Source organism: Mesorhizobium sp. URHB0026 (assembly GCF_054059755.1).
Map to the genome: position 1 here is coordinate 1,488,163 of NZ_JBSSCN010000001.1, position 20,000 is coordinate 1,508,162.

Annotated in this window: 21 protein-coding genes and 1 tRNA gene; 8 read left to right on the top strand and 14 right to left on the bottom strand. The window is 64.0% G+C overall.

The window, feature by feature from the left end:
• Window positions 1-17: 17 nt before the first annotated feature.
• A complete protein-coding gene (locus tag ACVWWD_RS07560) occupies window positions 18-827 on the bottom strand; it encodes a DUF1223 domain-containing protein (protein ID WP_352552389.1) in 810 nt (269 codons plus the stop codon).
• 400 nt (window positions 828-1,227) lie between these two features.
• Entirely contained in the window at window positions 1,228-3,918 is a 2,691-nt protein-coding gene (acnA, locus tag ACVWWD_RS07565; RefSeq protein WP_023774437.1) for an aconitate hydratase AcnA, read from the bottom strand.
• Between the two features lie 284 nt (window positions 3,919-4,202).
• On the opposite strand from acnA, the gene ccmA reads away from it, so the two are divergent.
• The 4 genes from ccmA to ACVWWD_RS07585 all read left to right on the top strand — a co-directional run bounded on the left by ccmA (window position 4,203) and on the right by ACVWWD_RS07585 (window position 6,393).
• The gene (gene ccmA / locus ACVWWD_RS07570) at window positions 4,203-4,808 is read left to right on the top strand and encodes a heme ABC exporter ATP-binding protein CcmA (protein WP_457102984.1); all 606 of its coding nucleotides are present in this window, start codon (window positions 4,203-4,205) and stop codon (window positions 4,806-4,808) included.
• 49 nt (window positions 4,809-4,857) lie between these two features.
• The gene (ccmB, locus tag ACVWWD_RS07575) at window positions 4,858-5,523 is read left to right on the top strand and encodes a heme exporter protein CcmB (protein WP_023782077.1); all 666 of its coding nucleotides are present in this window, start codon (window positions 4,858-4,860) and stop codon (window positions 5,521-5,523) included.
• Between the two features lie 124 nt (window positions 5,524-5,647).
• Window positions 5,648-5,815, top strand: coding sequence for a heme exporter protein CcmD (gene ccmD / locus ACVWWD_RS07580; protein ID WP_023774434.1), 168 nt, complete (start codon window positions 5,648-5,650; stop codon window positions 5,813-5,815).
• Window positions 5,812-6,393: a DsbE family thiol:disulfide interchange protein gene (locus tag ACVWWD_RS07585; RefSeq protein ID WP_023782076.1), complete on the top strand. Its 582-nt coding sequence runs from the start codon at window positions 5,812-5,814 to the stop codon at window positions 6,391-6,393. Before ccmD ends, ACVWWD_RS07585 begins: the two co-directional genes overlap by 4 nt.
• Window positions 6,394-6,474: 81 nt before the next feature.
• Here ACVWWD_RS07585 and ACVWWD_RS07590 read toward each other — a convergent pair whose 3' ends face one another.
• From ACVWWD_RS07590 to ACVWWD_RS07605, 4 genes are all read right to left on the bottom strand, one after another.
• Window positions 6,475-6,714, bottom strand: a complete 240-nt coding sequence (locus ACVWWD_RS07590; protein WP_023782075.1) for a Trm112 family protein — start codon at window positions 6,712-6,714, stop codon at window positions 6,475-6,477.
• Between the two features lie 84 nt (window positions 6,715-6,798).
• Entirely contained in the window at window positions 6,799-7,470 is a 672-nt protein-coding gene (locus ACVWWD_RS07595) for an LON peptidase substrate-binding domain-containing protein (protein ID WP_023782074.1), read from the bottom strand.
• A gap of 106 nt (window positions 7,471-7,576) precedes the next feature.
• Complete coding sequence (gene trxA / locus ACVWWD_RS07600; RefSeq protein WP_023782073.1) at window positions 7,577-8,599, bottom strand: thioredoxin; 1,023 nt, start codon at window positions 8,597-8,599, stop codon at window positions 7,577-7,579.
• A gap of 84 nt (window positions 8,600-8,683) precedes the next feature.
• Window positions 8,684-9,181, bottom strand: a complete 498-nt coding sequence (locus ACVWWD_RS07605; protein WP_352552396.1) for a prolyl-tRNA synthetase associated domain-containing protein — start codon at window positions 9,179-9,181, stop codon at window positions 8,684-8,686.
• Window positions 9,182-9,391: 210 nt separating this feature from the next.
• On the opposite strand from ACVWWD_RS07605, the gene ACVWWD_RS07610 reads away from it, so the two are divergent.
• Window positions 9,392-9,466, top strand: a tRNA-Gly gene (locus tag ACVWWD_RS07610).
• A 94-nt stretch (window positions 9,467-9,560) separates the two neighbouring features.
• Here ACVWWD_RS07610 and ACVWWD_RS07615 read toward each other — a convergent pair.
• The 3 genes from ACVWWD_RS07615 to ACVWWD_RS07625 form a co-directional block, all read right to left on the bottom strand.
• Window positions 9,561-9,857: a hypothetical protein gene (locus ACVWWD_RS07615; protein ID WP_023793522.1), complete on the bottom strand. Its 297-nt coding sequence runs from the start codon at window positions 9,855-9,857 to the stop codon at window positions 9,561-9,563.
• Window positions 9,858-10,054: 197 nt separating this feature from the next.
• The gene (locus ACVWWD_RS07620) at window positions 10,055-10,600 is read right to left on the bottom strand and encodes an outer membrane protein (protein WP_352552399.1); all 546 of its coding nucleotides are present in this window, start codon (window positions 10,598-10,600) and stop codon (window positions 10,055-10,057) included.
• A 79-nt stretch (window positions 10,601-10,679) separates the two neighbouring features.
• Window positions 10,680-10,880, bottom strand: coding sequence for a DUF2934 domain-containing protein (locus ACVWWD_RS07625; protein ID WP_031240359.1), 201 nt, complete (start codon window positions 10,878-10,880; stop codon window positions 10,680-10,682).
• A gap of 176 nt (window positions 10,881-11,056) precedes the next feature.
• Here ACVWWD_RS07625 and ACVWWD_RS07630 point away from each other — a divergent pair, with 176 nt between their 5' ends.
• A complete protein-coding gene (locus ACVWWD_RS07630) occupies window positions 11,057-11,272 on the top strand; it encodes an invasion associated locus B family protein (RefSeq protein ID WP_352552402.1) in 216 nt (71 codons plus the stop codon).
• A 69-nt stretch (window positions 11,273-11,341) separates the two neighbouring features.
• Window positions 11,342-12,586: a Xaa-Pro peptidase family protein gene (locus ACVWWD_RS07635; RefSeq protein WP_352552404.1), complete on the top strand. Its 1,245-nt coding sequence runs from the start codon at window positions 11,342-11,344 to the stop codon at window positions 12,584-12,586.
• Between the two features lie 41 nt (window positions 12,587-12,627).
• On the opposite strand, the gene ACVWWD_RS07640 is transcribed toward ACVWWD_RS07635, so the two are convergent.
• From ACVWWD_RS07640 to ACVWWD_RS07660, 5 genes are all read right to left on the bottom strand, one after another.
• The gene (locus tag ACVWWD_RS07640; protein ID WP_023782064.1) at window positions 12,628-14,064 is read right to left on the bottom strand and encodes an amidase; all 1,437 of its coding nucleotides are present in this window, start codon (window positions 14,062-14,064) and stop codon (window positions 12,628-12,630) included.
• A gap of 342 nt (window positions 14,065-14,406) precedes the next feature.
• Window positions 14,407-15,498, bottom strand: coding sequence for a Gfo/Idh/MocA family protein (locus ACVWWD_RS07645; protein ID WP_352553659.1), 1,092 nt, complete (start codon window positions 15,496-15,498; stop codon window positions 14,407-14,409).
• A 288-nt stretch (window positions 15,499-15,786) separates the two neighbouring features.
• Window positions 15,787-16,950, bottom strand: a complete 1,164-nt coding sequence (locus ACVWWD_RS07650) for an ABC transporter substrate-binding protein (RefSeq protein WP_023793511.1) — start codon at window positions 16,948-16,950, stop codon at window positions 15,787-15,789.
• A gap of 63 nt (window positions 16,951-17,013) precedes the next feature.
• On the bottom strand, window positions 17,014-17,856 hold the full coding sequence (locus ACVWWD_RS07655) for an ABC transporter permease (RefSeq protein ID WP_023771916.1): 843 nt from the start codon (window positions 17,854-17,856) through the stop codon (window positions 17,014-17,016).
• A complete protein-coding gene (locus ACVWWD_RS07660) occupies window positions 17,853-18,680 on the bottom strand; it encodes an ABC transporter ATP-binding protein (protein WP_023771917.1) in 828 nt (275 codons plus the stop codon). The genes ACVWWD_RS07655 and ACVWWD_RS07660 overlap by 4 nt, the downstream gene beginning before the upstream one ends.
• Before the next feature lie 313 nt (window positions 18,681-18,993).
• On the opposite strand from ACVWWD_RS07660, the gene ACVWWD_RS07665 reads away from it, so the two are divergent.
• Window positions 18,994-19,932, top strand: a complete 939-nt coding sequence (locus ACVWWD_RS07665) for a MurR/RpiR family transcriptional regulator (protein WP_352553656.1) — start codon at window positions 18,994-18,996, stop codon at window positions 19,930-19,932.
• Window positions 19,933-20,000 lie beyond the last annotated feature (68 nt).

Genomic DNA, 20,000 nt, shown 5'->3' on the forward strand with positions numbered 1-20,000 from the left:
CGCCGAACCGCGTGACGTTACAGCTTACGATCGAGGGAGGTCTCGGATCCGGGTTTGTGGATGAAAGCCGCACCCAGGATGGGGCCTGGCAGGCCATCCTTGCCGACCGACTGCAAAAGCACGGCGCAGCCGCCTTTCTTGGTGATCTCGCTCAGCGGCAATTCGTATCGCTGCGCCATGCCATGCCACATGCCGGCGGTCTGGATCCCGGTGACCGCGTTCCAATAGGTCATCTTACGGCCGGAGTTCTCGCCCTGGCCGATCTTGACAGTCTGCGGCGCGTCGAAATAGACGATGACGACATGGGCGTCGTTCGGGCCGGCGCCGGCGTCACCTGCGTCGATGATCACCCGGTCGCCGGTGCGGCTGACCTTGATGGGCACACGCATGCCTTCGCCGGCACGGGCCATGCGGGCAAGCGCGCCGTCGACCTCACCGCGATTGGCGCCGTTGACATGCATGCGGCCGTTCAGGACGGCCTGCGGCGTATAGACCGAACGGCTGCTGAAATAGCGCATATAGTCATATTGCCGCTCGGTGTTTTCCTTGTGGCTCAGCGTGTCCTTCCAGCCGAGATAGTCCCAGTAGTCGACGTGATAGGCGAGCGCGACAAGGTCTTGCCTCGTGGCGAGTTCGGCGAAGAACGCGTCCGCCGGGGGGCAGGAACTGCAGCCCTGGCTGGTGAACAGTTCGACCACGCCGAGCGGCCTGTCGGGTTTCTCGGCCTGGGCCGTTTCGGGCTCGCTGGCACGGCCAGCGCCGGCATAAACCGAGAAGGCCAGCGCAAAGGCTGCCAGCCACAATGATCGTCGCGAGGCCATGACCATTCCAATTCCCACCGGTGATGCCGGCTTTGTTCTGCTTTGCCGAAATATGTGGCAGAATGGGAAGTCAACGGGAAGTCACGTTGCGGTGAAATTTACCGCTGCAATCGTGAGGTAAGGCCGCAATAGGAGCAGCCGCTGCATTTCAAGGCGTGGTTCGATTGAGCGGCGGCATCATCGCCATGCGGCAAGTTCTCCTCACCGCCATCTATCTCTATTGCCAACGCACCGGCCCTGGACTTTGGTCCTGGCCGGTCAATGCTTTGACGACCTTGCCTTCATCCCGGCAGGACTGTGCGGCATGCTGGTCCGCGGCCGCGGCAGGGGTATAGCGAGTAGTGAGTAGTGAGTAGTGAGTAGTGAGTAGGAGCGTCCCTGCGTCCTACTAACCACTCACTGTTTTCTAGGCCGCCAGATCGCGCAGCACGTACTGCAGGATGCCGCCGTTCTTGAAGTAGTCGAGCTCATCCAGCGTATCGATGCGGCAGATGATAGGCACGTTCTTCACCGTGCCGTCGCCATAGGTGATCTTGGCGGTCATCGTCTGGCGCGGCTTGATGGCGCTCAATCCGTCGATCTCGACCAGCTCGTCGCCCTTGAGGTTGAGGGAAGCCCATGAGGTGCCTTCCTCGAAGACGAAGGGGATGACGCCCATGCCGACCAGGTTCGAACGATGGATGCGCTCGAAGGACTGGGCGATGACGGCGCGGACACCAAGCAGGTTGGTGCCCTTTGCCGCCCAGTCGCGCGACGAGCCGTTGCCGTATTCGACGCCGGCGAAGATGACCAGCGGCACCCCTTCCTTCTTGTATTCCATCGCCGCGTCGTAGATCGATTCCTCTTCCTTGCTGGGATAGTGGATGGTGTAGCCGCCCTCGCGGCCGTTCTCGCCCAGCATGTGGTTGCGGATGCGGATGTTGGCGAAGGTGCCGCGCATCATCACCTCATGGTTGCCGCGCCGCGTGCCGTACTGGTTGAAATCGGCAACGCCGACGCCATGGTCGGTCAGGTATTTGCCGGCCGGCGAGGCGGCCTTGATCGAACCCGCCGGCGAGATGTGGTCGGTGGTGATCTTGTCGCCGAACAGGCCGAGCACGCGGGCGCCCTTGATGTCGCCGATCTTGCCGAAACCCGTGGTCATGCCGGCGAAGTAGGGCGGGTTCTGCACATAGGTCGAATTGTTGTCCCAGGCATAGGTCTGACCTTCCGGCGCCTTGACGTTCTGCCAGTACTCGTCGCCCTTGAAGACGTCGGCATATTTGCGGGCGAACAGCTCGCGGGTGACGTTCTTCTCGATGAACTCCTGGATCTCCGCCGAGCTCGGCCAGATATCCTTGAGATAGACCGGATTGCCGTTCCTGTCGTCGCCGAGCGGCTCCGTGGTCAGGTCCCTGGTGACTGTTCCAGCCAAGGCGTGGGCGACGACCAGCGGCGGCGACGCCAGGTAGTTCGCCTGCACGTCGGGCGAGACGCGGCCTTCGAAGTTGCGGTTGCCGGAGAGCACCGCGGCAGCGATCAGACCCTTGTCGTTGATGGTTTTGGAGATCGGCGCCGGCAGCGGGCCGGAATTGCCAATGCAGGTGGTGCAGCCGAAGCCGACCAGGTTGAAGCCGATCTGGTCGAGCTCCTTCTGCAGGCCCGACTTTTCCAGATATTCCGCCACCACCTGGCTGCCAGGGGCCAGCGAGGTTTTTACCCACGGCTTCTGCTTCAAACCGAGGCGGTTGGCGTTGCGGGCAAGCAAGCCCGCACCGATCAGCACTGATGGGTTCGAGGTGTTGGTGCACGAGGTGATGGCGGCGATGACGACGTCGCCATGGCCAAGGTCATGGTCGGTGCCTTCGACGGCGTAGCGCTTGGAGATTTCCGCCGCCTTCTTGTATTCGGTGTCCATCGCCTTGGCGAAACCGGCCGGAATGCCTTCCAGCGCGACACGGCCCTCGGGGCGCTTGGGACCGGCCATCGACGGCACGACGCTGTCCAGCTCCAGTTCGAGCAGGTCGGTGAAGACCGGATCGGCGGAGCCGGACTCGCGCCACATGCCTTGCGCCTTGGAATAGGCCTCGACCAGGGCGATGCGGTCCTCGCTGCGGCCCGACATTGTGAGATAGCGGATGGTTTCCTGGTCGACCGGGAAGAAACCGCAGGTGGCGCCATATTCGGGCGCCATGTTGCCGATGGTGGCGCGGTCGGCCAGCGTCATGTTGGACAGGCCAGGCCCGAAGAACTCGACGAACTTGCCGACCACGCCCTTCTTGCGCAGCATCTGGGTGACGGTGAGCACGAGGTCGGTGGCGGTGACGCCCTCCTTGAGCTTGCCGGTGAGGCGGAAGCCGATGACTTCCGGCAGCAGCATGGAAACCGGCTGGCCGAGCATGGCCGCCTCGGCCTCGATGCCGCCGACGCCCCAGCCGAGCACGCCAAGGCCGTTGATCATGGTGGTGTGCGAATCGGTGCCGACGCAGGTGTCGGGATAGGCGGTGGTTTCGCCGTCCTCGGTGTTGGTCCACACCACCTGGCCGAGATATTCTAGATTGACCTGGTGGCAGATGCCGGTGCCGGGCGGCACGACGCGGAAGTTGCGGAATGCCTGCTGGCCCCATTTCAGGAACTTGTAGCGCTCTTCGTTGCGCTCATATTCGAGCTCGACATTGCGGGCGAAGGCCATCGGCGTGCCGAACTCGTCGACGATGACGGAATGGTCGATGACGAGGTCGACCGGCACCAGCGGGTTGATCTTCTGCGGATCGCCCCCAAGCGAAGCCATGGCGTCGCGCATGGCGGCGAGATCAACCACGGCCGGGACGCCGGTGAAATCCTGCATCAGCACGCGGGCCGGGCGGTAGGCGATCTCGACGCCGGCGGTGCCCTTGTCGGTCAGCCAGCCGGCCACCGCCTGGATGCTCTCCTTGGTGACGGACCGGCCGTCCTCGTTGCGCAGCAGGTTTTCCAGCAGCACCTTCATCGAATAGGGCAACTGGGCAATGCCGGTGAGGCCGTTCTTCTCGGCTTCGACGAGGTCGAAATAGACATACTCGGCGTCGCCCGCTTTCAGCGTGCGGCGGCAATTGAAACTGTCGAGGGATTTTGACACGTGCGATCCGTCCTGTCTGTTCAGCCTGAAAGGGAACGGACGCCGATGGCATGCAATCACGCGCAAAGGTGCGGGTACGGCCATTTCCGCTGTCCGTTCCCAAGCAACCCGAGCCGTTCAAGGCGGCGCGTGCGCTGGTTCGGCGCTAATTCTGTTCCCGCGCCGACCGCTGGCACGGATGCCCCGCATATAGAGAATTTTGTGGAATAGTTCTAGACAGTTGCAGAGCAAATTTGTGCGATGCGGCAGCGTTCGCGAAACATTGATTTCAGGGCAGGCGAGGGATGCGGCTTATCGCCGAAAATCTGGGCGGCGAACGCGGCGGCGAGCCGGTTTTCTCCGGCATCGGCATTGTGCTCGATCAGGGCCAAGCCCTGGTCGTCACCGGGCCGAACGGCTCGGGCAAATCGACCTTGCTCATGGTGGTCGCCGGCCTGCTGCCGAAAACCGAAGGCCGTCTGCTGCTCGAGGGCGGCGACGAGTTCCCCTCGATCGGCTCGGCCTGCCACTATCTCGGCCACCAGAACGCGATGAAGGCGGCGCTGAGCGTGACCGAGAATTTGCGCTTCTGGCGGGAGTTCCATGGCGAAGGCCGGCTCGATGTGGAGGAGGCTCTGGCAACGGTCGGGCTCAGCGGCATCGGCCATTTGCCGTTCGGCTATCTTTCGACCGGGCAAAGACGCCGCGCGGCGATCGCGAAACTCTTGGTCAGCCATCGGCCGCTGTGGCTGCTCGACGAGCCGACGGCAGGGCTGGACAAGGCTTCGGAGGCGCGATTTGCAAGGCTGATGCGCGAGCATTGCGATGAAGGCGGGATGATCGTGGCGGCGACGCATCTGCCGCTGGGATTGGCGGCGGCGAAAGAGTTGGTGATGGGGGAGGCCTTTTGATGACTGCCCCCTACGGCGCCCCCCTTCTTCAACAAGGGACCACATCGTAATGTGGTCGCTCTTCCTACGCGACATCCGCCTCTCGATCCGTGCCGGCGGCGGCGCGCTGACCGGCGTAATTTTCTTCCTCGCCGTCATCGCCACCATCCCTTTCGGCGTTGGGCCGGATCTCAAGCTTTTGGCCCGCATCGGTCCGGCGATCCTGTGGATCGGCGCGCTGCTTGCCTGCCTGCTCGGCCTCGACCGGCTGTTCCAGGCCGACCGCGAGGACGGTTCGCTCGATCTCCTGGTGCTCGGCAACGACCGGCACATGCTGGCGCTGACGGTGCTGGTGAAGTGCGTCGCGCATTGGGCGGGCAGCGTCCTGCCGCTGGTGGTCGCGGCCCCACTGCTCGGCCTGTTCATGAACATGGAACCGTTGGCCATGGGCGCCACGGCGCTGACGCTGCTGGTCGGCACGCCGGCCATCACCTTCATCGGTGCCGTGGGCGCCGCGGTGGCGGTGGCGCTGCCGCGTGGCGGCCTCTTGATCTCGGTGCTGGTGCTGCCGCTGACCATACCGGTGCTGATCTTCGGCGTTTCGGCGAGCTATGGCGCGACGGCCAATCCCGATCCGTTCCTGCAGCCCTTCCTCATTCTTGCCGCGCTGACGCTGTTTCTTGGCGTCCTGGGGCCGACCGCCGCGGCGCTGGCGCTGCGCCACGGCACGGATTGAGGCGCAAGAGCTCTGAAGGCTGCGGCGTGGCGGCCGATTGCGGAGCCGCCGGCGCGCGGCTAAGGGAAGACATGATCGAACGAGGCGGAAAGACCCGGCTGAAACTGGCGATGGAGCGGCGCGCATGAGCGCGCATGCGCTCTACGTCGCGGCGGCCTACGCGATCACCGCCGTGGCACTGGCCGGGCTGATCGGCTGGATACTCATCGACCAGCGGGCGCGCAAGCGCGAACTCGCCGAACTCGAGGCGGCCGGCGTGCGCCGCCGTTCCGACAAGGCAGCCAAGCCATGAGCACAGGGACGGAAACGCCGACGCCGCCCCGTCGCCGCCTTTTCGTATATTTGCCGCTGCTGGTCTTCCTCGGACTGGCCGGACTGTTCCTGTCGCAGCTTTTGTCGGGACGCGATGCCTCGGAAGTGCCGTCGGCGCTCATCGGCCTGCCGGCGCCGCGGACCAACCTGCCGCCCCTGGAGGGCAGCAATTTGCCCGGGCTCGATTCGAAAGCCTTCGCCGGCAAGGTCACGCTGGTCAACGTCTTCGCGTCCTGGTGCGCGCCGTGCCGGGAAGAGCACCCGGTGCTTCTCGCGCTGGCGCAGGACAAAAGGTTCGCGATGGCGGCGCTAAACTACAAGGACCGGCCGGAAAACGCCCGCCGCTTCCTCGGCGACCTCGGCAATCCGTTCCAGGCGATCGGCGTCGACGAGGCCGGCCGCACGGCGATCGACTGGGGTGTCTATGGCGTGCCGGAAACCTTCGTCATCGGCAAGGATGGCAAGATAGCCTACAAGCATGTCGGCCCGCTGACGCCAGAGTCCACCAGGGAGCTTCTCCTGCCGCAGATCGACAAGGCGCTGGCGATGCCGAACTGAGGCGATGGCGCGAAAACCCCAGGATATCCCTTGGTTTGTATACGTTTATGGTTGAAGCGGAGCGGACCGCTCCGCGCCACCTCAATTCGGCCCACCTGATCGTGGCGGCGACAGCACATCCTCGGCCGAGAGCACCCTCGCTTCCGAGGGCAGCATGATCGGGATGCCGTCGCGCACCGGATAAGCGAGCTTGGCGACCCGCGAGACCAGCTCGGCGCGCTCGGGATCCCAGGCCAGCGGCCCCTTGGTCAGCGGGCAGGCCAGGAGTTCCAGCAGCTTGGGGTCAACATTGGTCTTCTTTCCGTCGCGCCCATCCACCATTGGGTCCCCTTCCGGTTTCACGCCCAGCATGTCAGGAAATCAATCAGGCCGTCATTTGCAGGGCGGCTGGATATCGACGCATCCCTACTGCAGGCTCGAGCCAAAATCCTCATTCTCGCGCGCCAGCGTCATCTCGGTGATGGCGATCAGCGTTTCGGCCCTGGTTTTCAGGTCCGCGGCCTCGAGCAATGCCTGCTTCTCGGCCGGTCCGTAGGGCGCCATCATCGACAGCGCGTTGACCAGCATGGCGTTTTCCGCGCGGCTGACGCTTTCCCAGTCGGCTTCCAGATCATTGGCCTGCAGATAGGCGCGAAAGGCTCTGAGCAGCGCCGGCCGGTCGATTTCATTAGCCGCCTGCTCCTCGTCGAGATCGGCGAGGAAGGGAGCCGGCTTCGCCTGGCGGAAGGGCGTCTTGACCGTCAGCTCGTGGGCGACGCGGAACCGGCACACGCCTTGCAACGAGATCAGGTAGCGACCGTCGCCGGTCTCGGAAAAGGCGATGATGCGACCGATGCAGCCGACGCTGCAAAGCTCCGGCTCGCCGTCCTCGCGCAATGCGCCATTGAGGCCGGGCTGGATGACGCCGACGAGCCGCGAGCCGCCGACCGCCTCGTCCACCATCTGCAGGTAGCGCGGCTCGAAGATGTTGAGCGGCATGCGGCCGCCCGGCAGCAGCAGCGCGCCTTCGAGCGGAAAGAGCGGGATCGTCGACGGCAGATCCTTGGCGAGCCGGTAATGCGCGTTTCCCGCTTGCACCTCGTTCCTCCGATCGCTTCCCTCGCGAAGCGTCAATCCTGCCCTGTCCTATCTGGGGCTCAGGCCTTGCGCCGCAAGCCCTTGCGACAAAACAACCATGAGCGGCTCAGGAAAACAGCAATGCCGACAATTTGCGGCGCGCCGCAAGCGTCGCCTCGTCGGTCATGCCCCAGGCCTCGAACAGCTGCAGCAACTGCGTCCTGGCGCCATCCTCGTTCCAGCTCCGGTCGGCCTTGATGATGGCCAGCAGATTGTCGGCGGCTGCCGTGCGATCGCCCATGGCGTTCTGGATCATGGCCAGGTCGAAACGGGCCTGATGGTCCTTGGGGTTTTCCGCAAGCCGCCGCTCGAACTCGGCCGGATTGCCCAGCGCCGCCGCCTGCGCGGCCAGCGCGATCTTGGCACGCAGGGCGGCCAGCGGCGGTGCATCCTTCTTGGCCTCGGGCGCGGTTGCCAGGAGCGCCTCGGCACCCTCGGTGTCGCCGGCCTCGAACAACAGGTCGCCCAGCCCGCCAATCGCCTCGACCGTTTCCGGCGCCTGCGCCAGGATGGTATCGTAGATGTCGGCCGCGGTCTGCATGTCGCCGGCGTCGCGCGCCTCCGCCGCCGCCGCCAGGGCCTCGGCCACCGGCGGCGCGCCATTGCCCTTGCCGCCGACCTTGGTGATGAATTCGTTGATCTGGCTCTCGGGAATGGCGCCCATGAAGCCGTCGACCGGCTGGCCGTCCTTGAAGGCGATGACCGCTGGAATCGACTGAATGCCGAGCTGGCCGGCGATCGAGGGATGGTCGTCGATGTTCATCTTGACCAGCTTGACCCTGCCGCCGGCGGCCTTGACCGCCTTTTCCAGCTGCGGGGTGAGCTGCTTGCAAGGTCCGCACCACGGCGCCCAGAAATCGACCAGCACGGGCTGGCGGCGCGATTCCTGGATGACGTCGGCGGCAAAGGCCGCGGTCGTCGTGTCCTTGATGACGTCGCCGGCGACGGGGCCGGCGTTGGGCCCGGCTGCTGGCGGCGCGGACGCCTGGCCGAGTCCGGCTTTGGGCTCGGTTCCGCCATACTGCACCGTGGTGGCATACTGGCCGCCCTTGTTTCCGAATGATCCGCCAAACGGATTGTTGTCGCTCATCTCGTCACCCTTTCGGTCGCGCCGCCGGCCCGTGGCCCGGCGCCCTGTCTCAATTGGAAATCGGCTTTGCCACCCATGTGGCGATCATGCCGAGACTTTCAAGATAGCAGCATCATGCCCGGTTGCCTCGACGAATCTGATGAGATCGGCGGCCGCGATCGATGTCGTCGCCTCGTTGGTCAGTGGATGCGCGTTGATGACGGAATGGTCCATCAGATCCTTGTCGAGCACCAGCCTGACCCGGTTTTCCCTGTCGTTGATGATGCCGAAGACCGTGACCGCCCCCGGCGTGACGCCGAGCAGCTCGATCAGCATTTCCGGTTTGCCGAACGAAACCCGGCTGGCGGCGCCGATCAGCTGGTGTATCTGCTTGAGATCGACGACCGCGTCCTCGCCGACGGTGACCAGGAAGAAATTGTCCTTCTTGTCCTTCAGGAACAGGTTCTTGGTGTGTCCGACGGCGATCTCCCCGCGCAGCGCCTGCGAATCGGCAACCGTATAGAGCGGCGGGTGGCGTATCGTCGAAACCGCGATGCCGAGTTCGGCAAGAAAGGCCATCAGGTCAGCTTCGGTCTTCGGCATGGGTCTCTTCTTCGTCGGTTTCTTGGCCTTGCCGTTTACGGCCAATGAGGCGACCGACACAAGACCGTCGCGCAAGCGGCGATCAAATCGGCGCGTCGCGGGCGGTTTGCCGGCATCGATCGGAAGGTTGCAAAAGCCTGCTATTTCCCTGTTGCAATCGCCGCGCTCTTCAGCCATATAGGCCCGGCTTGCGGCCAAGACGCCGTGTGAGCGGGTGTAGCTCAGGGGTAGAGCACAACCTTGCCAAGGTTGGGGTCGAGCGTTCGAATCGCTTCACCCGCTCCAGTTTCCTCCAGGAAATCAAGCACCGAAAAGCCGCGGTTCGCCGCGGCTTTTTCGTTTTTGACGGATTGAACCTCGACCGCCCAAGAGCCGGACGTCACTTATGGGACTGCTGGAAGCCGGCAACGTCGTACTGAGATACGCTCTTCGGGTTCTTGGAGTTCTGCGGCTGGGTACCTGCGTAATGTGTTCCCGCATTTCCGTCCGGGTTGAAGGCTGAACCCGGCGCGGTGCTGGCATTGCCCGGCGTAACACTTCCTGTCTGAGCGGTGCCGATCGTTTGATCGGGTTGGCCTTTCGTCCCCGTTACCGAGTGGACGTTGGCAGCCGAAGCCAGGCCGGCGGAGGTCATCAGCAAGCCCAGTACCATGGGGAAGAGGTGATGTTTCATCATTGTTCTCCCAAAATCGGTTTGATTTCAGGGCGCTCGCGGTCTCGGGAGCACCCGGCGAACAAGACTGAAACGCTTTTCGGGACGCCGTTCATCCCGAGCATCACGGATCTGTGATGTCGGGCGCCGCCGGCCTGTCGCACAGGCTAACCAACGCCTTCCGTTGGGTGCACGGGAAATTCCTGCGCCGCTCGACTGGGCTACTGACCCGTCCCGAATTTGTATGTGGCGCGGGCCATGACGGCATCCACTTTGGCGTCGGTCCGATACGTCTCTGGGTTCACTCCGATTGTGCCATCATCAAATACGTTGTTGCCGCAGCTGGTCTTGGACCCAAGATCGATGTGGGTGTAATCGACGCCAGGAGATAGGTTGTCGGTAATGGCATAGTCGATCCCGGCGCCGAGGGCATAGCCGCTTTGCCAGTCGTTCTTCTCGTATGTGACCAAGGCATCGTTGTCCCGGGCCGTGAACTTGACCTTGCCGCCGGCATACCCGGCCGTTGCATAGATCAACACACGATCGAAGGCATAACCAATGCGTCCAACGGCTGTAACGTAGTTGGAGATTTTACCGGTTTCAGTGTCGCTGTCTGGGAAATAGGGGCTGACGATGGTCTTTTTGATGCCCGTGGCAGTCCACGTCGCCTCGCCACCCAGGACGATCTGGTTCCACTGATACTGTGCGCCTATGTGAGCGTCGGTTGCCGTGATGTCGCCGTTTGCCGCGCCCTGCCGACGCACCACTTGCGTAAATGGCTCTCCTGGCGACCGGCACGTCACCAGCCGCAACCCCGGTGATCTCGTTCCGCGACAAAGCGGGGCGTCAGTATTTGGTACCCGAACTGTCGCCAGCGGCATCCGCGCCTGGTTGCTTTCGTCCGCCGGTCAGCCGACCGGACTCGAACTCCTCGACCGCCTTGTCCCAGCAGGCCTTTTCACGGTCGGGCATCAAGCCTTCCCGCTCCCAGAGTTCGCGGGCCCGCTTGCTGATATGCGCGACACGTTCTTCGTGGCTAATCACCATGGCCGTCTTCCTATGGATATCCAGAGGAAGCAACCGGACAGCGCCTGAAATGTTCCAATTGGACGCGTAGAGTCCCCGCCGGTTTGTTCTTCTCCACATGGATTGATGGGCCGGCTAACCATGCCTCGTCGATCTGATCGCGCAGCAGCGCCATGCCATAGCCCTTGCGGCGATGGATGGACGAAAAGCGATGTCGCCTGTTCCTGCCGTCCGGCGCCAGCTACCAGATCGACCAGGGACAGAAGACGCTGCCGCCGGACCTCGTCAAGGCGATGAAGCCGGGAACCAATCTGAACATCGGCATGGAATCCGTCACCCGCAAGCCGGTCACCATGCCGGTGTCGCTGGCCGGCTTCAGCGTCGCGTTGACCAAGCTGGAATCGATCAAGTAGACCTTCGGTCGCTTGATTGTCGGCGCCCGCGATGCTCCGTTGCCGGTTCCATGCATACGGAGAAGCCTCATGACGGGTTTTGTCGACCGGCAGCGCGCCACGCAGTTAATGCAACGCGCCGGCATCGCGGCGCTGGTGCTCTCAGCGCCCGAGGCCTTCCATTATGCGACCGGCGCTTCGATCGGCCCGGCCGGCCTGTTCCGGCGCGCCGGCGCCGGCTTCGTCGTCGTCCCGGCCAGACAGGACCTGCCGATCGGCGTTGTGGTCGCGGACTTCAATGCCAGGCAACTGCGGACCGCCGCGCCCGAGATGGTCGTGCGCTCGCACCCGATCTGGATCGAAACCGCGCCGGTCGAGACAGGACCTGCAGGGCTGCCCTTGGCGGAGCGTATCGAGGCTGGCCAGGCTTCGCTCGGCCGCGCGCCGGATTTCGCGCGTCCCGCAACCTTCGACCTCGCCGGCTCGGTGCGCCAGTTGCAGGCAATCCTCACCGAGTTCGGGCTGCAGCGTGCCACGCTCGGCCTCGACCTCGACTTCATTCCCGCCGCCGATTTTGCCGCCATCCAGGCGCTGCTGCCGGATTGCCCTGTTGTCGACGGCTCGCCCGTGCTGGACCGGCTGCGCGCGGTCAAGTCGCAGCGCGAGATCGACCTGCTGCGGCAAGGCATCATCCTGTCGGAAGCCGGCCTGGAGCGGCTGCAGGTGGATGCCATGACCGGCATGCGCCAGAGCGATCTCGTCGCGCTCTACCGGCAGGGCGTCGCCACGGCGGCTGCCGGCTTGTCCCATCCGGTCATCACGGCCGAATATGTGACGCTGGGCGCCCGGGCCAAGGGCGCCGACGCCAGGGCCGTGGCGGGCGATCCGCTGAAATGCGACATGGTCTGTACGGTCGGTGGCTACGCCTCCGACATGTCGCGCAACTTCACCTTCGGCCCGCCTTCGGCCGATCAAGCTGAACTGCACGCCATTGCCGAGCGCGCCTTCGACGACGGGCTGGCCGAGCTTGTTCCCGGGAGCACGCTTGCCCATGTCCACCGCGTCGCCACCGACAGCCTGGCGCGCCAAGGCCTGCGCTCCTACCGCCGCGGCCACTTCGGCCACGGCGTCGGACAGTCGGTCTTTTCCGAGCAATGGCCGTTCATATCGGCTGGCAGCGAGGTCGTCATCGAGGCCGGCATGGTGCTGGCCTTCGAGATCCCGCTCTACATCGACGGCCTCGCCAGCTTCAACCTCGAGGACCAGTGCCTGATCACGCCGGAAGGCCCCGTGGCGATGAACCGGCTGCCGCGGCGGCTGGAAGTGATTGGGTAGGCCAGCACCATGCGGCGGTGGTCACCTGGGCGCGTGAAGAACTAAGCGCTCACGGCCGGCCGCCTGTCCTTCCATGGCATTTCCTGTTCCAGCCGCGCCGACGCCGCCAGTACCGTCGCCTCGTCGCCGTAGCGGCCGACAAGCTGCACGCCGACCGGCGCGCCGCCCTGCGACCAGCCGAGCGGCAGCGAGATCGCCGGCTGGCCGGAGATGTTGAAGGGGAAGGCAAAGACTGCATCCGCCCATTTGGCGTTGTAGCGGTCGATATCCGTCTCCGACATGTCGTAATAGCCGAACGGGCGCGGCAGTTGCGTCAAGGTGGGCGTGACGAAGAGATCATAGGCCTTGAGGTCGCCGACAATATCGCGGCCGACTTGCCTGAGCTGCTCGACATCGGAGATGTGCCTGACCCCGCTGGTGGCGCGGCCGCGCTCGATGATTGCCCAGGTCACCGCCTCGACATCGCCTGACGTCACCGGCCGGCCGATCACCGTTTCGAGATAGTCGAAGGTCGCCGCCGTCTGCACGCAGGTCATGTTGGTGTAGGTCGCCCATACGCCGTTGGCATCGAGCGGCATGTCGTGCTCCTCGACATGATGCCCCAACCGCTCGAGTGCGGCCACGGTCGCCAGCACCGCCGCCTTCACCTCCGGATCGATGGCGGTGCCGTTGGGCGGCGTGACTGTGAAGCCGATGCGCAGGTTTTTCGGCGCACTCCCCGACAGGCTAATCCAGGAGGCATCCGGCACCGGCGGCGTATAGGGCTCGCCGGGCAGGGCGCCGGCCACCGCATCGAGATAGGCCGCCGTGTCGCGCACCGTGCGCGAGCAGCAGAGGAAGTAGGCACCGCCGTACCAATAGTCGCCAAACGGCGCCAGGCTGACGCGGCCGCGTGACGGTTTCAGGCCCACGATCCCGCAGCAGGAGGCGGGGATGCGGATCGAGCCGGCGCCGTCGCTGGCCTCCGCGATCGGCACCATGCGCGAGGCGACAGCCGAGGCCGCGCCGCCGCTCGATCCGCCTGGCGTGATGCCCTCCTTCCACGGGTTTTTCGTCGTGCCGTAGAGTTTTGGTTCCGTCGTGATCGACCATCCGTTTTCGGGCGCGTTCGACTTGCCGACCAGCACCAGTCCCGCCGCCTTCATGCGGCGGACGACTTCGGTGTCGAAATCGGCGACGACATCTCTGAGGTAGAAACAGGAATTGGTGTTGGGCGCACCTGTCCAGGACGAGGCCAGTTCCTTGAGCAGGAATGGTACGCCGGCAAAGGGTGCCGATCTGTCGACCGTCGCGGCTTGCGCGCGCGCCATGTCATAGAGGCGATGAATGACCGCATTGAGCGACGGGTTCAACCGCTCGACTAGCGTGATCGCCGCCTCGACCAGTTCCGCCGGCGAAACCTGGCCGCCGCGGACCAGCGCGGCGAGGCCAAGCGCGTCGGACTCGGCATAGGTTTTCAAAAGACTGTCGGTGACCATGTCTCACTCCCTATTCTCCTGTCCTCGACACTCGTCGAGGCGACCGAGCCATCGCTTCGGTCATTTGCCAATGTTGGCACCGCCCTCATCCGCCTGCCGGCACCTTCCCCCGTATAGTGACGGGGAGAAGGGAGGACGGTCGCAACCCCGGCGCCACTCCTGTGGCCTTAAAGGTTGGCGAAGTCGTCGGTGACGGCGTCTTTCTCCCCGTCACTATACGGGGAGAAATGCCCGGCAGGGCAATGAGGGGCAGGGCAAACTTGAGATGGTTGTCCTGCAGGGGCTCCAATCTCGCCAATGTTCTCACTGCCGGCGCCCTCCAGCGCCGGCAACCGGATGAAGTCAGGCCAGTTCCACCGTCCGTCCCAGCTCGATGCTCTGTTCGGCCGCGAGCACGATGCGCAGGCTGTTGACCGCGGCATCCATCTGCTCGGTCAGATCGAGGTCCTCGCTTATGGCGCGCAGGAAAAACGCCTGCTCGCGGTCGCACAGTTCCTGGTGGCCGGGCTCGTCCTCCATGCTGACGATCTCGTCGGGCTTTTTGAAATTCTTGTCGCCGTCGACGGCGGCATAATGGATCTTCAGCGCCTCGGTCTTGGTGTGGCGGTCGATGTCGGCGGAGTTCGACACTTCGGCCAATTCGGCGGCGCTGCTCGCCTGCTGGCCGGCAACGATCGAGACCGCGCCTTTCGGGCCGACGACATCCTTCACGAAATAGGCCGTCTCGCTCATCATCGGGCCCCAGCCGGCCTCGTACCAGCCGACCGAACCGTCATCGAAGGTGACATGCAGATGGCCGTAATTCTGCTTGTCGGCTTCGGCCCAGAGTTTGGCGCCGATGCCATGCACGCGTACCGGCTTGGCGCCGGTCAGCTGGCACATGACGTCGACATAATGCACGCCGCAATCGACGATCGGGATCAGCGAATCGATCAGGTTCTTGTGCCAGTGCCAGGCGCTGCCGCTGCTTTGCTGGTTGAGGTTGAGCCGCATGACCAACGGCTTGCCCAGCGTCTTGCCGACCTCGATGAACTTGATCCACGAGGGGTGGACGCGCAGGATGTAGCCGAGCACCAGCTTGCGGTTTTTCGCACGCGCGGCCGCCACCACCTTTTCGGCGTCCTCGATGTTGGTGGCCAAAGGCTTTTCCATGAACACGTGGCAGTTCGCCGCGATCGCCTTCAGCGCGTATTGAGCATGCGTGTTTGGCCAGCTGTTGATCGAGACCGCGTCGGGCTTGGTCTCCTTCAGCGCCAGATCGAAATCCTCGTAGAGCGGATAACCGGCGAGTTCGGCCGGGATTTTCGTGTTGCTCTTGATCGAGCGGCTCATGATGCCGACGATCTCAAACCCCTCCGAGCGGTGATAAGCGCTGGCGTGCGACGCACCCATATTGCCGAGACCCACCACCAGTACTTTTACCTTGTCGGCCATGTCAGCCTCCCAAATTCTTGATTGGATCGTGTGGGCGGCGCGCTGCCGCCCTTGTTGGTCATCCCGCGTTTGCGCTGCCCCTCATCCGCCTGCCGGCACCTTCTCCCCGTATAGAGGCGGGGAGAAGGGAGCTTGCCGCAACCTCCGCGCCCTTCTGGAAACATTGGAGATGGGCGAAACCATTGATGACAGCATCTTTCTCCCCGTCGCTATACGGGGAGAAATGCCCGGCAGGGCAATGAGGGGCTCCGCCGCCATCGACAGATCTCGGATGCGATTTGCGCAGCCCTACTTCACCGCCGAATCGAACAGATGCGCCTTGATCTTGTCGACATCGAGCGCGGCAAAGCCTTCCGACAGTTTGACGCCGTCGGCGTCGGCCTTGACCTTGGCCTTGTCGAAGTCGTTGGCGGCCGGGATCAGGTCGTTGGTGCAGACATCCTCGGCCTTCACCGGGTTGGTGATCTGGCCGATCTTGTGGATCTCGTCGAAGAAGCCCTGCCAGCTCGCCATGTCGTGAGAGCCCCAGCCGCCGCGCTTGTCCATGTCGCCGCGGAAGACGTTGATCTGCTGCAGGATCGAGGTGGTGCCGAGCTCCGGTCCGAGGTTCTTGGCCAGCGTCGGGAACTGCTCGAACACCGCTTCAACCGCCGCGCGTGGATTCTGATATCCAAACTCAAGGCCCATCGCCCAGCCGCGCAGATACTTTTCCAGGAACGCCTTCTTGTCGGGGTCCTCGAGGTCGGCGGCGCGCACGACGAAGGTGTTGGCCGGCAGCTTCGAGTTCTTCACGCCGAGCCAGTATTCGAAGTCGAGACCCTTGGCGATCCATTCGGCGCGCAGCCCTTCCCATGACAGCGCCGCGTCGCCCTGGCCGCCGGCAAGCGCGGTGCCCCAGGTCGGCCAGCCGGCCTCTACATATTTGACCTTCTTGATATCGACGCCTTGCGCGGCAAGCAGCGGATCGGTGATCGACTGCCAGGCGGCGGAGCCGAGCAGGATGGTCTTGCCTTCGAGCTTCTTCAGATCGTTCGAGCCCTCGCCCTTGCGGAAGGCAATGCTGAACGTGTCGCGCGCGCCCATGTGGAACACCGACTTCAGCTTCATGCCGTTCTGAATGGCGAAGGAAAACACGCCGGGCGAGGGAAAGCCCATATCGGCCTGGCCGACATCGACGAACTTCACCGTCGCCGTGCCGTCGGACGGTCCCGGCTGCATGTCGGTGTCCAGCCCGTCGAAATAGCCGGCCTTCTTGGCCGCCCAGTAGGGATAGTCGTCGAGCACTTCGAGCGTGCCGCGCGGCGAAATCCAGGTGAACTTTCCATAAGGCTCGGCCCTTGCCCTGAGGCCGGTGGCGCCGAGCGCGGTCGCCGTCACCAGCCCGGCGCCGGTCACCTGCAGGAAGGTGCGGCGGCTCATTCCCGCCTGTTGGATGAGATTGTCCTTGGTCATGGCACTCCCCTTTGTTGATTGTTGGTCTGCCGCCCGCCTCCGGGCGTGCTCATTGCCTTCGCTTCAAGCCTCCCAGCTCGCCCATTTCTTGCCGATGAGGAAGAACAGCACGTAGATCAGAATGCCGAGCATCGACAGGATCAGCACCACGGCGAAGAATTGCGGCATCTGGATCATCGACGAATAGGTGGTGAGCCGGTTGCCGAGGCCGAAGCCACCGCCGACCATCTCGGCGCCGACGGCGGTGAGCAGGCCGAAAATGGCGCCGATCATCAGCCCGACCAGGATCATCGGCAGCGCCATCGGCGCGCGGATTTTCCAGAAGATCTGCAAGGTGCTGGCGCCATAGGACCGCGCCAGCGCGATCTTGGCGCTGTCGACGCGACGAAAGCCGGTGGCGGCATTGATCATCACCATCGGTCCGGCGGCCAGCGCCACCGCGATGATACGCGGCGTGTAGCCGAAACCGAAACGCAGGATGAGCAACGGCACCAGCGCCAGCATGGGCGTGGTGACAAGCAGCAATATATACGGCGCGACGATCTTTTCCGCGAACGGGAACTGGGTGATGACGGCGGCCAGCATAAGACCGACGGCGGCGCCGACGGCAAAGCCGGACACCAGCTCGACCAGCGTATAGCCGAGATGCGGCGCGATCAGCGGAAACTCGTCGAACAGGGCATACGCGATCGAGCTCGGTGGCGGCATGATGTAGAGCGGCACATGGAACAGCCGCAGCGCCAGTTCGATGCCGCCGATGATGATGACGGCGACGGCGAGGATGGCCGCCACCTCCTTGCCCGACTTGATGCCCGGGCCGCTGGCGAAGGCCGAGAGGTTGGTCAGGCTGACGTCTTGCCCATCACCTGATTTCGCCCTCGAAAATTCGGGAATGGCGTCGCTCATGGCCTGATCCTCACGATCTCGGCGCTCGGTCGCTCCAGCGCCTTCGGTCTGGTGCGCTCTCCGACAATGTCCATCTTGATCCGGTTGGTGAGGTCGAACACCTCCTTCGTCGCCATGATCTCCAGGGAGCGCGGCCGCGGGAACGGCACGCGGTACTCCTTGGCGACGCGGCCCGGCCGCGCGCTCAGCACCACGACGCGGTCGGAGAGGAAAATCGCTTCCTCGATCGAGTGGGTGATGAAGACGATGGTGGTCTTGGTGTCGAGCCAGATCTCCTCGACCAGCCGGTTCATCTCCTCGCGGGTAAAACTGTCGAGCGCGCCGAACGGCTCGTCCATCAAAAGCACCGACGGTTTCAGCGCCAGCGCCCGCACGATCGCCGCACGCTGCTGCATGCCGCCCGAAAGCTCGCGCGGGAACTTGCCGCCGAAACCGTCGAGGCCGACGCGGTTCAGGAGATGCGCGATCCAGGCGCGGTCCGGTTTTTCGCCCTTGATCTCGAAGGGGAAGCGGATGTTGGCGTCGAGATTGCGCCAGGGCAGGAGGTTGGCTTCCTGGAAAACGATGCCGATATCGGGATGCGGCCCGGAAATCTCTTTGCCGTCGAGCTTGATCGCGCCGCTTGTCAGGCCGTGCAGCCCCGACATCGACCACAACAGCGTGGTCTTGCCGCAACCGGACGGGCCGACGATTGAGACGATTTCATTGGCTCTGACGTCGAGGCTGCAGCGGTCCAGCGCCAAGAGGTCGCCGGACGCCGTGTGATAGATCTTGGTCGCTGCCTGCACGCCAAGCTTCGGCGTTGTTATCTCGCCCGCGTTCATCCGCCCCTCGGAGATTGCGTGATGATCCAATGGTCATCAGACTGCCAGAAATCAGTGTGTAACTATCCTACTTTGCTGTCAAGCGTCGACGATGGCAAGCGTGGTACGAGAATCGCTGGCTTGGTATAACTATCTGTTTTGATGTGGTATTCTTTGCCTTGAAATCCGTGTTGCTTTCCTACATGATTTGTCAGACGCACACGCAGCTGCCCTGGCGGCACGCATCGGTTGCAGCGGTGCCGTGCGCATGGAACGACAGCGTGCGAACATGATAAGAGGTCAGGTCGAAAACGGGGTAGGGAACACCGCCTTCATGACCGAAGCTGCCAGCCATACGATCGCGGACGAAGAGGGAGCCGGGGGCGAACCCGTCCGGCGCATTCCCGACATCATCTCACTGGTGAAGGATTCCTACGGCGAATTGCGCCCGGCCGAACGCCGCGTCGCCGATGTCGTGCTCGAAAATGTCAAATATGCCGTCGACGCTTCCAACGCGGCGCTGGCCCAGCGAGCCGGGGTCAGCGAACCGACGGTGACCCGGTTCTGCCGGGCCATAGGCTGCGAGGGCGTGCGCGATTTCAAGCTGAAGCTGGCGCAGAGCCTCGTCGTCGGCGCACTCTACCTGGACACGTCGCCGGCCAGGGAGGGAGACGCCGCCATGCCGTTCTGGAACGCGGTGTTCGGCGAAGCGCGCCGGGCGCTGCAGGAAGCCGAGCGGCAACTCGATCCGGGTGAGCTGGAAAAGGCCGCCGAGCTGATCGCCCGGGCCCGCCAGGTCACCGTATTCGGGCTCGGCGGCAGCTCTTCGGCGCTGGCGCAGGAAACTCAGTACCGGCTGTTTCGCTATGGCATCTCGATCAGCGCCCAGTGCGACCCCTATTTGATGCGCATGACCGCCTCGACGCTGAAGCCCGGCGACCTGGTGGTCGCCATCTCGGCGACCGGGCGCACGCGCGAGGTGATCGAGGCGGTCGAACTCGCCAAGCACTATCGCGCCAACGCGATCGCCGTGACGGCACCCGATACCGAGCTCGCCCGCGCCTGCGACGTCAAGCTGACGGTTGCCGTGCCCGAATATCCCGACACGCTGAAGCCGACGGCCTCGCGCTTCGCCTTCCTGGCGATGATCGACCTCCTGGCGGTGGCCTCGGCCTACAAGCTCGACGGTCCGGCCCGCGAGACCGTGCGCCGCATCAAATACAACGCCCAGATCCACCGCACGGGCAAGGAAATGGAGCCGCTCGGGGATTAGGCAGGCGGATGAGGGGCAGCGCCGGGTTCAACAATTACCGTCCCAACTCAGGTTGGGCGGATGCAGCA

Excerpts from the sequence above, each read along its gene's own strand:
- ACVWWD_RS07590 (WP_023782075.1), bottom strand. The coding sequence starts at position 6,714 with ATGGTGGATGGGCGCGACGGAAAGAAGACCAATGTTGACCCCAAGCTG.
- ccmD (WP_023774434.1), top strand. The coding sequence starts at position 5,648 with ATGAGCGCGCATGCGCTCTACGTCGCGGCGGCCTACGCGATCACCGCC.
- trxA (WP_023782073.1), bottom strand. The coding sequence starts at position 8,599 with ATGAGCGACAACAATCCGTTTGGCGGATCATTCGGAAACAAGGGCGGC.
- ACVWWD_RS07630 (WP_352552402.1), top strand. The coding sequence starts at position 11,057 with ATGGACGAAAAGCGATGTCGCCTGTTCCTGCCGTCCGGCGCCAGCTAC.
- ACVWWD_RS07650 (WP_023793511.1), bottom strand. The coding sequence starts at position 16,950 with ATGACCAAGGACAATCTCATCCAACAGGCGGGAATGAGCCGCCGCACC.
- ACVWWD_RS07615 (WP_023793522.1), bottom strand. The coding sequence starts at position 9,857 with ATGATGAAACATCACCTCTTCCCCATGGTACTGGGCTTGCTGATGACC.
- ACVWWD_RS07665 (WP_352553656.1), top strand. The coding sequence starts at position 18,994 with ATGACCGAAGCTGCCAGCCATACGATCGCGGACGAAGAGGGAGCCGGG.
- ACVWWD_RS07660 (WP_023771917.1), bottom strand. The coding sequence starts at position 18,680 with ATGAACGCGGGCGAGATAACAACGCCGAAGCTTGGCGTGCAGGCAGCG.
- ACVWWD_RS07585 (WP_023782076.1), top strand. The coding sequence starts at position 5,812 with ATGAGCACAGGGACGGAAACGCCGACGCCGCCCCGTCGCCGCCTTTTC.
- ccmB (WP_023782077.1), top strand. The coding sequence starts at position 4,858 with ATGTGGTCGCTCTTCCTACGCGACATCCGCCTCTCGATCCGTGCCGGC.
- ACVWWD_RS07635 (WP_352552404.1), top strand. The coding sequence starts at position 11,342 with ATGACGGGTTTTGTCGACCGGCAGCGCGCCACGCAGTTAATGCAACGC.
- ACVWWD_RS07560 (WP_352552389.1), bottom strand. The coding sequence starts at position 827 with ATGGTCATGGCCTCGCGACGATCATTGTGGCTGGCAGCCTTTGCGCTG.
- ACVWWD_RS07605 (WP_352552396.1), bottom strand. The coding sequence starts at position 9,181 with ATGCCGAAGACCGAAGCTGACCTGATGGCCTTTCTTGCCGAACTCGGC.
- ccmA (WP_457102984.1), top strand. The coding sequence starts at position 4,203 with ATGCGGCTTATCGCCGAAAATCTGGGCGGCGAACGCGGCGGCGAGCCG.
- ACVWWD_RS07645 (WP_352553659.1), bottom strand. The coding sequence starts at position 15,498 with ATGGCCGACAAGGTAAAAGTACTGGTGGTGGGTCTCGGCAATATGGGT.
- ACVWWD_RS07655 (WP_023771916.1), bottom strand. The coding sequence starts at position 17,856 with ATGAGCGACGCCATTCCCGAATTTTCGAGGGCGAAATCAGGTGATGGG.
- ACVWWD_RS07640 (WP_023782064.1), bottom strand. The coding sequence starts at position 14,064 with ATGGTCACCGACAGTCTTTTGAAAACCTATGCCGAGTCCGACGCGCTT.
- ACVWWD_RS07625 (WP_031240359.1), bottom strand. The coding sequence starts at position 10,880 with ATGGTGATTAGCCACGAAGAACGTGTCGCGCATATCAGCAAGCGGGCC.